Origin of the sequence: Streptococcus mitis, from assembly GCF_001074635.1 — a bacterium.
GTDB classification, from domain to species: Bacteria; Bacillota; Bacilli; order Lactobacillales; family Streptococcaceae; genus Streptococcus; species Streptococcus mitis_E.
This window is the reverse complement of record NZ_JUQO01000084.1, coordinates 1-13665: the sequence shown is the minus strand read 5'-3', so window position 1 is coordinate 13665 and position 13665 is coordinate 1. Positions and strand designations below refer to the sequence as shown.

Annotated in this window: 12 protein-coding genes and 1 pseudogene; 11 read left to right on the top strand and 2 right to left on the bottom strand. The window is 40.5% G+C overall.

Going from position 1 to position 13665, the window contains the following annotated elements; genetic code table 11:
• The first annotated feature begins 213 nt into the window (after positions 1-213).
• From rpsA to sufB, 9 genes are all read left to right on the top strand, one after another.
• The gene (rpsA, locus tag ADI58_RS03680; RefSeq protein ID WP_049521508.1) at positions 214-1416 is read left to right on the top strand and encodes a 30S ribosomal protein S1; all 1203 of its coding nucleotides are present in this window, start codon (positions 214-216) and stop codon (positions 1414-1416) included.
• 85 nt (positions 1417-1501) lie between these two features.
• Complete coding sequence (locus ADI58_RS03675; RefSeq protein WP_049521507.1) at positions 1502-1999, top strand: GAF domain-containing protein; 498 nt, start codon at positions 1502-1504, stop codon at positions 1997-1999.
• Positions 1999-3654, top strand: coding sequence for a DNA polymerase III subunit gamma/tau (gene dnaX, locus ADI58_RS03670; protein WP_049521506.1), 1656 nt, complete (start codon positions 1999-2001; stop codon positions 3652-3654). The genes ADI58_RS03675 and dnaX overlap by 1 nt, the downstream gene beginning before the upstream one ends.
• A gap of 27 nt (positions 3655-3681) precedes the next feature.
• Positions 3682-3876, top strand: a complete 195-nt coding sequence (locus ADI58_RS03665) for a DUF3272 domain-containing protein (RefSeq protein ID WP_001081602.1) — start codon at positions 3682-3684, stop codon at positions 3874-3876.
• Between the two features lie 150 nt (positions 3877-4026).
• The gene (gene sufC, locus ADI58_RS03660) at positions 4027-4797 is read left to right on the top strand and encodes a Fe-S cluster assembly ATPase SufC (protein ID WP_049521509.1); all 771 of its coding nucleotides are present in this window, start codon (positions 4027-4029) and stop codon (positions 4795-4797) included.
• A 27-nt stretch (positions 4798-4824) separates the two neighbouring features.
• A complete protein-coding gene (sufD, locus tag ADI58_RS03655; RefSeq protein ID WP_049521505.1) occupies positions 4825-6087 on the top strand; it encodes a Fe-S cluster assembly protein SufD in 1263 nt (420 codons plus the stop codon).
• Positions 6088-6097: 10 nt separating this feature from the next.
• The gene (locus ADI58_RS03650) at positions 6098-7324 is read left to right on the top strand and encodes a cysteine desulfurase (RefSeq protein ID WP_049521504.1); all 1227 of its coding nucleotides are present in this window, start codon (positions 6098-6100) and stop codon (positions 7322-7324) included.
• Entirely contained in the window at positions 7311-7751 is a 441-nt protein-coding gene (gene sufU, locus ADI58_RS03645) for a Fe-S cluster assembly sulfur transfer protein SufU (RefSeq protein ID WP_049521503.1), read from the top strand. The genes ADI58_RS03650 and sufU overlap by 14 nt, the downstream gene beginning before the upstream one ends.
• Positions 7752-7808: 57 nt before the next feature.
• The gene (sufB, locus tag ADI58_RS03640) at positions 7809-9221 is read left to right on the top strand and encodes a Fe-S cluster assembly protein SufB (protein WP_000797054.1); all 1413 of its coding nucleotides are present in this window, start codon (positions 7809-7811) and stop codon (positions 9219-9221) included.
• Positions 9222-9305: 84 nt separating this feature from the next.
• On the opposite strand, the gene pbp3 is transcribed toward sufB, so the two are convergent.
• A complete protein-coding gene (pbp3, locus tag ADI58_RS03635; protein ID WP_049521502.1) occupies positions 9306-10547 on the bottom strand; it encodes a D-alanyl-D-alanine carboxypeptidase PBP3 in 1242 nt (413 codons plus the stop codon).
• 102 nt (positions 10548-10649) lie between these two features.
• On the opposite strand from pbp3, the gene ADI58_RS03630 reads away from it, so the two are divergent.
• Together ADI58_RS03630 and tuf are read left to right on the top strand one after the other, a co-directional pair.
• Entirely contained in the window at positions 10650-11759 is a 1110-nt protein-coding gene (locus ADI58_RS03630) for an AI-2E family transporter (RefSeq protein WP_049521501.1), read from the top strand.
• Positions 11760-11965: 206 nt separating this feature from the next.
• Positions 11966-13162, top strand: coding sequence for an elongation factor Tu (gene tuf / locus ADI58_RS03625; RefSeq protein WP_001040726.1), 1197 nt, complete (start codon positions 11966-11968; stop codon positions 13160-13162).
• A 318-nt stretch (positions 13163-13480) separates the two neighbouring features.
• Here tuf and ADI58_RS11525 read toward each other — a convergent pair.
• Positions 13481-13665 (bottom strand): annotated as a pseudogene (locus tag ADI58_RS11525) (hypothetical protein); the annotation flags it as partial.

The following is a 13665-nucleotide window of genomic DNA, read 5'->3' as shown; positions in this document are numbered from 1 at the left end:
AGGCAAGGGACTTTGACTCCCTCATGCGTTGGTTCGAATCCAGCTACCCCAGTTCTTAGGTAATGATCAAGATAAAAAGCAAAATATCTTAGGGTATTTTATTTTTATAATTGAAAGACGTGAACGATATGAACATGTCCTTGCGGGTGCTTAGGAAAAAAATTATAAGTATGTCAAGTTTAAGAAAAACTTGATTGTTGGAGGATTTTTTAGATGAACGAATTTGAAGATTTGCTAAATAGCGTTAGCCAAGTTGAGCCTGGTGATGTTGTTAGTGCTGAAGTATTGACAGTTGATGCGACTCAAGCTAACGTTGCAATCTCTGGAACTGGTGTTGAAGGTGTCTTGACTCTTCGCGAATTGACAAACGATCGCGATGCAGATATCAATGACTTTGTTAAAGTAGGAGAAGTATTGGATGTTCTTGTACTTCGTCAAGTAGTTGGTAAAGATACTGATACAGTTACATACCTTGTATCTAAAAAACGCCTTGAAGCTCGCAAAGCATGGGACAAACTTGTTGGTCGCGAAGAAGAAGTTGTTACTGTTAAAGGAACTCGTGCCGTTAAAGGTGGACTTTCAGTAGAATTTGAAGGTGTTCGTGGATTTATCCCAGCTTCAATGTTGGATACTCGTTTCGTACGTAACACTGAGCGTTTTGTAGGTCAAGAATTTGATGCTAAAATCAAAGAAGTTGACGCTAAAGAAAACCGCTTCATCCTTTCACGTCGTGAAGTTGTTGAAGCAGCTACAGCAGCAGCTCGCGCTGAAGTATTCGGTAAATTGGCTGTTGGTGATGTTGTAACTGGTAAAGTTGCACGTATCACAAGCTTCGGTGCTTTCATCGACCTTGGTGGTGTTGACGGATTGGTTCACTTGACTGAATTGTCACATGAACGTAACGTATCACCAAAATCAGTTGTAACTGTTGGTGAAGAAATTGAAGTGAAAATCCTTGATCTTAACGAAGAAGAAGGACGTGTATCACTTTCACTTAAAGCAACAACACCTGGACCATGGGATGGCGTTGAGCAAAAATTGGCTAAAGGTGATGTAGTAGAAGGAACAGTTAAACGTTTGACTGACTTCGGTGCATTTGTTGAAGTATTGCCAGGTATCGATGGACTTGTTCACGTATCACAAATCTCACACAAACGTATTGAGAATCCTAAAGAAGCTCTTAAAGTTGGTCAAGAAGTTAAAGTTAAAGTTCTTGAAGTTAACGCAGATGCAGAGCGCGTATCACTTTCTATCAAAGCTCTTGAAGAGCGTCCAGCTCAAGAAGAAGGACAAAAAGAAGAAAAACGTGCTGCTCGTCCACGTCGTCCAAAACGTCAAGAAAAACGTGATTTCGAACTTCCAGAAACACAAACAGGATTCTCAATGGCTGACTTGTTCGGTGATATCGAACTTTAATCAAATTGAAAATTCGCAAAATCCTTTGTTTATTAAACAAGGGATTTTTCTTTTGTCTGTAAGCCTTTTTTGATATAATAGTCCTATGTTAGAATCAGAAAAACAATCACGTTATCAAATGTTAAATGAGGAGCTCTATTTTTTGTTGGATGGTGAAACCAATGTTTTGGCTAATCTTTCCAACGCCAGCGCTCTTTTAAAATCAGGTTTTCCTAATACCGTATTTGCAGGCTTTTATCTGTTCGATGGAAAGGAATTGATTTTAGGTCCTTTCCAAGGAGGTGTTTCCTGTATCCGTATCTCACTAGGTAAAGGTGTTTGTGGTGAGGCAGCCCGCTTTCAGGAAACTGTTCTGGTTGGTGATGTAACAACTTATCCCAACTATATTTCTTGTGATAGTCGAGCTAAAAGTGAAATTGTTGTTCCGATGGTTAAGAATGGTCAATTACTTGGAGTTCTAGATCTTGATTCTTCAGAGATTGATGATTATGATGCTATGGATCGAGATTATTTGGAACAATTTGTCGCTATTTTGCTTGAAAAGACAGAATGGGACTTTACAATGTTTGGGGAGAAAGCCTAATGTATCAAGCACTTTATCGAAAATATAGAAGTCAAAACTTCTCGCAGTTGGTTGGACAGGAAGTTGTGGCTAAGACTCTTAAACAAGCAGTAGAGCAAGAGAAAATTAGTCATGCCTATCTTTTTTCTGGTCCACGTGGAACAGGAAAAACTAGTGTGGCTAAGATCTTTGCCAAAGCTATGAACTGTCCCAATCAAGTGGGTGGTGAGCCTTGCAATAACTGCTATATTTGTCAGGCTGTGACGGACGGTAGTTTAGAAGATGTCATTGAAATGGATGCGGCTTCTAATAATGGGGTAGATGAAATTCGTGAAATTCGTGATAAATCTACCTACGCTCCTAGTCTTGCCCGCTATAAAGTCTATATCATAGATGAGGTTCACATGCTGTCTACAGGGGCTTTTAATGCTCTTCTCAAGACGCTGGAAGAGCCAACACAGAATGTGGTCTTTATTTTGGCTACTACTGAATTGCACAAGATACCTGCCACTATTCTATCCCGTGTCCAACGTTTTGAGTTTAAATCAATTAAGACACAGGATATTAAGGAACATATCCGTTATATCTTAGAAAAAGAAAATATCAGTTCTGAACCAGAGGCTGTGGAAATCATTGCCAGACGTGCTGAAGGTGGAATGCGAGATGCCTTGTCTATTTTGGATCAAGCCCTGAGTTTGACACAGGGAAACGAGCTGACGACTGCCATCTCTGAAGAAATTACTGGTACCATTAGTCTATCAGCCTTGGATGATTATGTGGCTGCCTTGTCTCAACAGGATGTTCCCAAGGCCCTAGCGTGCTTAAATCTTCTCTTTGACAATGGTAAGAGCATGACTCGTTTTGTGACCGACCTTTTGCACTATTTAAGAGACTTGTTAATTGTCCAAACAGGTGGAGAAAATACTCATCATAGTCCAGTCTTTGTAGAAAATTTGGCACTTCCTCAAGAAAATCTGTTTGAAATGATTCGCTTGGCGACAGTCAGTTTAGCAGATATTAAGTCTAGTTTGCAGCCTAAGATTTATGCTGAGATGATGACTATCCGTTTGGCAGAGATTAAGCCTGAACCAGCTCTTTCTGGGGCAGTTGAAAGTGAAATTTCTGCACTGAGACAGGAAATTGCCCGTCTCAAACAAGAACTCGCAAATGTGGGAACCGTATCTAAGCCAACAAATCCAGCTCCTAGTCGTCCAACAGCAGGCAAAACAGTCTATCGTGTGGATCGAAATAAGGTTCACTCTATCTTACAAGAGGCTGTTGAAAATCCTGATTTAGCACGTCAAAATCTGATTCGCTTGCAGAATGCCTGGGGAGAGGTGATTGAAAGTCTTGGAGGTCCTGATAAAGCTCTGCTAGTTGGTTCTCAACCGGTTGCGGCCAATGAACACCATGCTATTCTTGCTTTTGAGTCTAACTTCAATGCTGGTCAAACCATGAAACGAGACAATCTCAACACCATGTTTGGCAATATCCTCAGTCAGGCAGCAGGTTTTTCACCTGAGATTTTAGCCATTTCCATGGAGGAATGGAAAGAAGTTCGCGCAGCCTTTTCAGTCAAAGCAAAATCTTCCCAAACTGAAAAAGAAGCAGAAGAAAGCCTGATTCCAGAAGGATTTGAATTTTTGGCTGATAAAGTGAAGGTAGAGGAAGACTAAAGAAAGATTTCATGATACAATAAGTTTATGAATAGACAACAATTTATTATCATCGCGCTGTTTACAGCTGCTGAGACCTATTTTTTCAATGAAGCCTGGATGACTGGTCGTTATATTATGGCAGCCTTTTGGGCCATTTTGCTCTTTAGAAATTTCCGAGTTAGTTACTTGATGGGTAAAATAGTAGATGTCATTGACCAACATTTAAAAGGAAAAGACTAGTCCTCAGCTTCTAGACAAAATCAAAGCCTTTTAGGCTTTTTTTTGTTATACTATAAAAGTATATTTATTGACCTTTTACCGTATTTTCTAGGGAAATCAAGTATGTTCCCAGTAAGAACTGTAAAGGCCTTGAAAAAGAAAGGAACTATCATGTCAGTATTAGAGATCAAAGAACTTCACGTTGAGATTGAAGGAAAAGAAATTTTAAAAGGGGTTAACCTGATCCTGAAAACAGGAGAAATCGCCGCTATCATGGGACCAAATGGTACTGGTAAATCGACTCTTTCTGCCGCTATCATGGGAAATCCAAACTATGAAGTTACCAAAGGTGAAGTCTTGTTTGATGGCGTAAACATCCTTGAGTTGGAAGTGGACGAGCGTGCGCGTATGGGACTTTTCCTTGCTATGCAATACCCATCAGAAATTCCTGGTATTACTAACGCTGAGTTTCTTCGTGCAGCCATGAATGCTGGTAAAGAAGACGATGAGAAGATTTCAGTTCGTGAGTTTATTACTAAATTGGATGAGAAGATGGAATTGCTCAACATGAAAGAAGAAATGGCTGAGCGTTACCTCAACGAAGGTTTCTCTGGTGGTGAGAAAAAACGTAATGAGATTCTTCAACTTTTGATGTTGGAACCAACTTTTGCTCTTTTGGATGAGATTGACTCTGGTCTTGATATTGATGCCCTTAAAGTTGTTTCTAAAGGTGTTAATGCCATGCGTGGTGAAGGTTTTGGTGCTATGATTATCACTCACTACCAACGTCTTTTGAACTATATCACACCAGACGTGGTACACGTGATGATGGAAGGTCGTGTTGTCCTTTCAGGTGGTCCAGAATTGGCTGCGCGTTTGGAACGTGAAGGATACGCAAAACTAGCTGAAGAACTTGGCTACGACTACAAGGAAGAATTGTAATTCCCTCGTATCTTTTAGGAGAAGTAAATGACTAAAGAAAATATTAAACTTTTTTCAGAAATGCACGCTGAACCAAGCTGGTTGGCTGACCTCCGTCAAAAAGCTTTTGATAAGATTGAGAGTTTGGAATTACCAGTTATTGAGCGTGTCAAATTCCACCGTTGGAATCTGGGTGATGGAACGATTACAGAAAGTGAGCCATCAGTAAATGTTCCAGATTTCACAGCTCTAGATAATCACTTGAAATTGGTTCAAGTAGGAACTCAGACTGTTTTTGAGCAAATTCCAGTTGAGTTGGCTGAACAGGGTGTCGTCTTTACAGACTTCCACTCAGCTTTAGAAGAAATTCCAGAGCTGATCGAAGAATTCTTCATGTCATCTGTTAAGTATGACGATGATAAGTTGGCAGCCTACCATACAGCTTATTTCAACAGTGGTGCTGTTCTCTACATTCCTGATAACGTGGAAATTAAAGAGCCAATCGAAGGTATTTTCTATCAAGACAGCGATAGCGATGTGCCGTTTAACAAGCATATTATGATTATCGCTGGTAAAAATTCTAAGATTAGTTATCTGGAGCGTTTAGAGTCACGCGGTGAGGGTAATGCCAAAGCAACTGCCAACATCACTGTGGAAGTGATTGCACGTTCTGGTGCGCAAGTGAAGTTTGCCGCCATTGACCGTCTAGGTGAAAACGTCACTGCCTACATTAGCCGTCGTGGTAAATTAGGCAACGATGCAAGCATTGACTGGGCAATCGGTGTCATGAACGAAGGGAACGTCGTTGCGGACTTTGATAGTGACTTGATTGGTAATGGTAGCCATGCAGATCTCAAGGTTGTAGCTCTTTCAAGTGGTCGTCAGGTACAAGGGATTGATACTCGAGTGACTAACTATGGTTGCAACTCAATCGGAAATATCCTTCAACATGGGGTTATTCTTGAAAAAGCAACCTTGACCTTCAATGGCATCGGCCATATTATCAAGGGGGCAAAGGGAGCAGATGCGCAACAAGAGAGCCGTGTTCTCATGCTTTCAGACCAAGCACGTTCAGATGCCAACCCAATTCTTTTGATTGATGAAAATGACGTAACTGCAGGACACGCGGCTTCTATCGGTCAGGTAGATCCAGAAGATATGTACTACCTCATGAGCCGTGGCTTGGATAAGGCAACTGCAGAACGCTTGGTTGTTCGTGGTTTCCTTGGATCTGTTATTGTAGAGATACCAGTCAAAGAAGTTCGCGATGAAATGATTGCGACTATCGAAGAAAAATTGTCAAAACGCTAAGGGGTAGCTTATGTTAGATGTAGAAGCGATTCGCAAGGATTTTCCGATTTTGGACCAGATTGTCAATGATGAGCCTCTGGTCTACCTGGACAATGCCGCGACGACACAAAAACCACTAGCAGTTCTGGAAACGATTAACCGCTATTATGAGCAGGACAATGCCAATGTTCACCGAGGTGTTCATACTTTGGCTGAAAGGGCGACTGCTTCCTATGAAGCTGCTCGTGAAACCATTCGTAAGTTTATCAATGCAGGGTCTACAAAGGAAGTTCTCTTTACTAGAGGAACGACAACCAGTCTGAACTGGGTGGCGCGCTTTGCAGAGGAAATCTTGACTGATGGAGACCAGGTTTTGATTTCTGTCATGGAACACCATTCCAACATCATTCCTTGGCAGGAAGCCTGCCACAAGACTGGAGCGGAGCTTGTCTATGTCTATATTAAGGACGGTGCCTTGGATATGGAGGACTTGCAAGCTAAATTGACTGATAGAGTCAAGTTTGTTTCGCTAGCTCACGCCTCAAATGTTCTTGGTGTAGTCAATCCGATTAAAGAAATCACGCAAATGGCCCACCAAGTTGGAGCCATCATGGTGGTGGATGGTGCTCAATCTACACCTCATATGAAGATTGATGTTCAGGACTTGGATGTGGACTTCTTTGCCTTTTCAGGTCACAAGATGGCTGGTCCGACTGGTATCGGTGTTCTGTACGGAAAAGAGAAGTATTTAGAACAAATGTCACCAGTGGAATTTGGCGGCGAAATGATTGATTTTGTCTATGAGCAATCTGCTAGTTGGAAGGAATTACCTTGGAAATTTGAGGCTGGAACTCCTAATATGGCAGGTGCAATCGGACTTGCTGCGACAGTGGATTATCTGGAAAAGATTGGTATGGATGCCATTGAAGCTCATGAACAAGAATTAATCGCCTACGTCTATCCAAAACTGCAGGCGATTGAAGGATTGACTATTTACGGTTCTCAGGACTTGGCTCAACGTTCGGGTGTCATTGCCTTTAACCTAGGTGACCTTCATCCGCACGACCTTGCGACTGCTTTGGATTATGAAGGAGTGGCAGTTCGTGCGGGTCACCATTGCGCTCAACCCTTGCTCCAGTATTTGGACGTTACAGCTACAGCTCGTGCAAGTTTTTATATCTACAATACCAAGGCAGATTGTGACAAGCTAGTCGATGCCTTACAAAAGACAAAGGAGTTTTTCAATGGCACTTTCTAAACTAGATAGCCTCTATATGGCAGTGGTAGCGGATCATTCGAAAAATCCACATCATCAAGGGAAGCTGGATGATGCTGAGCAAATCAGTCTCAATAATCCAACCTGTGGAGATGTTATCAATCTCTCCGTCAAGTTTGATGCAGAGGGCCGTTTGGAAGATATTGCTTTTCTAAACTCAGGTTGTACCATCTCGACTGCCTCTGCTAGCATGATGACAGATGCAGTTTTAGGAAAAACCAAACAAGAAATTTTAGAACTTGCAACTATTTTTTCTGAAATGGTTCAAGGGCAAAAAGATGAGCGTCAAGACCAACTTGGAGATGCATCTTTCTTATCAGGCGTTGCAAAATTCCCTCAACGAATTAAGTGTGCAACCCTAGCTTGGAATGCCCTGAAGAAAACAATTAAAAATCAAGAAAACAAGTAAGGCAAGTTTCTTTTGTCTTATGAATCAGTAGAAATGAAGAATGAAAGAAAGGATATTATGGCTGAAGAAAGAGTAGAACCAAAACCAATTGACCTTGGTGAATATAAATTTGGTTTCCATGATGATGTAGAGCCTGTCCTATCGACAGGAAAAGGATTGAACGAAGATGTCATTCGTGAACTATCAGCTGCTAAGGGAGAACCTGAGTGGATGTTAGAATTCCGTTTGAAGTCTTATGAAACCTTCAAAAAAATGCCTATGCAAACTTGGGGAGCAGACTTGTCAGAGATTGATTTTGATGATTTGATTTACTACCAAAAACCATCTGACAAACCAGCCCGTTCATGGGACGAAGTTCCTGAAAAAATCAAAGAAACCTTTGAACGTATCGGGATTCCAGAAGCTGAGCGTGCTTATTTAGCTGGTGCCTCTGCCCAGTATGAGTCAGAAGTGGTTTACCACAATATGAAGGAAGAGTTCCAAAAATTGGGGATTATCTTTACAGATACAGATTCTGCCCTCAAGGAATACCCAGACTTGTTTAAACAATACTTTGCGAAGTTGGTACCGCCAACAGATAACAAATTGGCTGCCCTCAACTCGGCAGTATGGTCAGGTGGAACCTTTATCTACGTACCAAAAGGTGTTAAGGTAGATATCCCACTTCAAACTTACTTCCGCATCAACAACGAGAATACAGGTCAGTTTGAACGTACCTTGATTATCGTTGATGAGGGAGCAAGTGTTCACTACGTTGAAGGATGTACAGCACCAACTTATTCAAGTAACAGCTTGCATGCTGCCATCGTAGAAATTTTTGCCTTAGATGGTGCTTATATGCGTTATACGACTATCCAAAACTGGTCTGATAACGTCTATAACTTGGTAACAAAGCGTGCTAAGGCTCAAAAGGATGCCACTGTTGAGTGGATTGATGGTAACTTGGGTGCCAAAACTACCATGAAATATCCATCAGTTTACCTTGATGGAGAAGGGGCGCGTGGAACCATGCTTTCGATCGCCTTTGCTAATGCAGGGCAACACCAAGATACGGGTGCTAAGATGATCCACAACGCTCCACATACAAGCTCGTCTATCGTGTCTAAATCCATCGCTAAAGGTGGAGGAAAGGTTGACTATCGTGGACAAGTAACCTTTAATAAAAACTCTAAGAAATCTGTCTCTCACATCGAATGTGATACCATTATCATGGATGACTTGTCAGCATCAGATACCATTCCATTTAATGAAATCCACAACTCTCAAGTAGCTTTGGAACACGAAGCCAAGGTTTCTAAGATTTCAGAAGAACAACTCTATTACCTCATGAGCCGTGGATTGTCAGAATCTGAGGCAACTGAGATGATTGTTATGGGATTTGTAGAACCCTTCACAAAAGAGCTTCCAATGGAATATGCTGTTGAGCTGAACCGTTTGATTAGCTATGAAATGGAAGGATCAGTTGGGTAAAATTTGTTTTTAGATTTACCCCCAATCAAGGATCTTGAAGATGAACTTGTAACAAAAAAATCGCGGTTTAAAATCGCGATTTTTTTATAATTTTTCGTTGATGAAGCGGATAAACTGATTCCACCAAACTTTTAAGAAGAAGGCTTTTTCAACTTTCTTTTCTGCTACCATTTCGAAACTAGGACGTTCTGTGGTAATGTAACCTTGACCAATTAAATCCTTGTCTTCGTAAGTCAAATGGCCAACCACTGTTCCAGCTTCAAGTGGTGCGAGGATTGCTTTAGAATCAGGTGTGAATTGAATAGATTGGGAAGATTGACCCCCAACACGTTCAATTAGATAGATATCCTCTGGGGCCACTGCAGTGACCGTATCTTCTTTTCCATCTTGTACAGGGACTTTGCTATCTTGATAGGCATCGCCTTGCTGAACGATTTTACGAAGTGTGAATGTAGAAGAAATATAATCCATTAGGGAAGATGTAGCTGTAAAGCGAGCGTAGGGATTATTGTCTTGATGATCTGCATTTAAAACAACTGTGATAACCCTCATGCCTTTTTCGACAGTAGTACCAACAAAAGATTCTCCAGCCTTGTCTGTTGTTCCTGTTTTAAGGCCATCAAAACCACCTCGATAAGCAGGCATGCCTTCTAACATGTAGTTGGTAGAAGTGATTGTCATTCCAGCAAAAGTAGAAGAAGGTTTTTTCGTGATTTCCAAGACTTGTGGGTATTTTTTGATGAGGTTGCGAGCAACGATAGCAACATCATAAGCACTGAGCTTATTTTCGTCATCTTTATTAGATTCTGGGTAAATATTATCTCCGAGAGTTTCGTTGTTCAGACCAGTTGTATTGACAACAGTGGCATCCTGAATTCCCCATTCTAAGAGCTTTGCGCGCATCTTATCGACGAAATCTTTTTCTGAGCCAGCAATTTTCTCAGCTAGGGCAATAGCCGCACTGTTAGCACTAGATACTAGGGTTGCTTCGAGCAGTTGTTCGACGGTATAATTACGAGCCTCCATAGGAACATTACTCGCTTCAGAATTTGTCGTTAATTTGTAAGGATAATCAGAAATATCTACCGGAGTTGATAGTGTAATACTGCCGTTTTCCAAGGCTTCATAGACAAGATAAACAGTAATTAACTTTGTGATTGAAGCAATTTCAACTGGCTGGGTTGCATCTTTCTCATAGAGAATTTTACCGGTATTTGCCTCAACAGCAATTGCATGTTTAGCAGCAATATTAAAATCTTGAGCAGCAACAGTAGATGCTGAGCCAATAACGGAAAGGCTTAGGAGAGTTAAAATTATTTTTTTCATAGTAAGTTTATTCTAACATAAAGAAAAAAATATTCCCAGTTTCATGATAGAAGAAAGAAGCTTTTTTGAAAGTATGGTAAAATAGATGAGTGGAGGTAGCTCATGTTTCGTAAGAATAAATTATTTTTTTGGACCAGTGAGATTTTATTAGTAACAGTCATTTTTTATTTATGGAGAGAGATGGGGGCGATTATCACGCCTTTTGTAAGCGTCGCAAACACCATCATGATTCCTTTTCTTCTAGGTGGTTTTTTATATTATTTGACCAATCCTATTGTAAATTTTTTACAAAAGTATTTCAAAATTAATCGTATCATTGGTATTCTATTAACCTTGTGTGCTTTGGTTTGGGGGCTTGTCATTGGGGTAGTCTATCTCTTACCGATTTTGGTCAATCAGTTGACCAGCTTGATTGCGACTAGCCAGACTATCTACAGTCGTCTGCAAGATTTGATTATCGATTTATCCACTTATCCAGCCTTTCAAAATTTGGATATTCAAGCGACTATTCAACAGTTAAATTTATCCTATGTAGATATTTTACAAAATATCCTAAATAGCGTTACCAATAGTGTCGGAAGTGTCCTATCAGCTCTCTTTAGTACCGTTTTGATTATTATCATGACCCCTGTGTTTTTGGTTTATTTTTTGTTAGATGGTAACAAATTTTTACCGATGCTTGAACGTACTGTTTTAAAGAGAGATAAGTTGCATATTGCAGGTCTTTTAAAGAATTTGAATGCGACAATTGCTCGCTATATTAGTGGAGTCGCAATTGATGCCATTATTATCGGTTGTTTGGCCTTTATCGGATATAGCGTGATTGGTTTGAAATACGCTTTGGTCTTTGCCATCTTTTCAGGACTGGCCAATCTCATTCCTTATGTGGGACCAAGTATTGGCTTGATTCCGATGATTATTGCCAATGTCTTTACGGATCCTCATAGAATGCTAATCGCAGTTGTTTACATGCTAATTATTCAACAAGTGGATGGAAATATCCTCTACCCTCGAATCGTTGGTGGTGTGATGAAAGTCCATCCAATAACAATTTTAGTATTACTTTTGTTATCAAGCAATATATATGGGGTCATTGGTATGATTGTCGCAGTACCAACCTATTCTATCTTGAAAGAAATTTCTAAGTTCTTATCACGTTTGTATGAAAATCATAAAACAATGAAAGAACGAGAAAGAGAATTAGCTAAGTAAAAGTCAGGAAATTCCTGATTTTTCTTTTTCTTTAGGTAAATTATAGAAGTAGAAGTGCCATTTAGATTAGACGATTAAGAATAATTCACAAAAACTTTGTAAAACACTTGCAATTTAGCTGAAATTTGATAAAATAGTAAGGAAAGTTAGACTGTATTGCCTACTGTCTATCTATAAAATATATTTTATTGGAGGCTTTTACTCAAATGGCAAAAGAAAAATACGATCGTAGTAAACCACACGTTAACATTGGTACTATCGGACACGTTGACCACGGTAAAACTACCCTAACTGCAGCTATCACAACTGTTTTGGCACGTCGCTTGCCTTCATCAGTTAACCAACCTAAAGACTATGCGTCTATCGATGCTGCTCCAGAAGAACGCGAACGCGGTATCACTATCAACACTGCGCACGTTGAGTACGAAACTGAAAAACGTCACTACGCTCACATCGACGCTCCAGGACACGCGGACTACGTTAAAAACATGATCACTGGTGCCGCTCAAATGGACGGTGCTATCCTTGTAGTAGCTTCAACTGACGGACCAATGCCACAAACTCGTGAGCACATCCTTCTTTCACGTCAGGTTGGTGTTAAACACCTTATCGTCTTCATGAACAAAGTTGACTTGGTTGACGACGAAGAATTGCTTGAATTGGTTGAAATGGAAATCCGTGACCTATTGTCAGAATACGACTTCCCAGGTGACGATCTTCCAGTTATTCAAGGTTCAGCTCTTAAAGCCCTTGAAGGTGACACTAAATACGAAGACATCGTTATGGAATTGATGAACACAGTTGATGAGTACATCCCAGAACCAGAACGTGACACTGACAAACCATTGCTTCTTCCAGTCGAAGACGTATTCTCAATCACTGGACGTGGTACAGTTGCTTCAGGACGTATCGACCGTGGTATCGTTAAAGTCAACGACGAAATCGAAATCGTTGGTATCAAAGAAGAAACTCAAAAAGCAGTTGTTACTGGTGTTGAAATGTTCCGTAAACAACTTGACGAAGGTCTTGCCGGAGATAACGTAGGTGTCCTTCTTCGTGGTGTTCAACGTGATGAAATCGAACGTGGACAAGTTATCGCTAAACCAGGTTCAATCAACCCACACACTAAATTCAAAGGTGAAGTTTACATCCTTACAAAAGAAGAAGGTGGACGTCACACTCCATTCTTCAACAACTACCGTCCACAATTCTACTTCCGTACTACTGACGTTACAGGTTCAATCGAACTTCCAGCAGGTACTGAAATGGTAATGCCTGGTGATAACGTGACAATCGACGTTGAGTTGATCCACCCAATCGCCGTAGAACAAGGTACTACATTCTCTATCCGTGAGGGTGGACGTACTGTTGGTTCAGGTATGGTTACAGAAATCGAAGCTTAATTCGATTTAGTTCCCAGAAGAACAATTATTTAAGTCAGACACTAAAAGAATCTTGCTTTGCGAGGTTCTTTTTTTAAAAAAATAAAAAGATAGACCTGATAAAGTCCAGATCCATCTAATAAGTTATTTTCAAGTGACTAGTTCGCTCCAAACACTAACATTCGATATAGTAGAGGTTTCACCAGCTGGAACCCATTTGTTAGTTCCTAAGTATCTAACTTCTAGTTTACGAACATTTACTATGTAAGATGCTTTTAGCCTGATGTAACCATAAGTGTAGGGTGGTACGTTATGGGATACTGAGTGATTTAAACTAAGTCAAAATCCAGACTCAGGAGCAGAAAAGCTAACAGCTGCACTTAAAGTTAGGGTAGCTCCAGCTTTTCCACCATAAGCAGTTGAACTTAGAGATCCTGATGTAGCGCTGCTCTTATAAGAGTGAGAGGAGCTAGTTCTATAGTCTGCAACACCAGTTGCATTAGAACGAGTCTGATACGTAGATT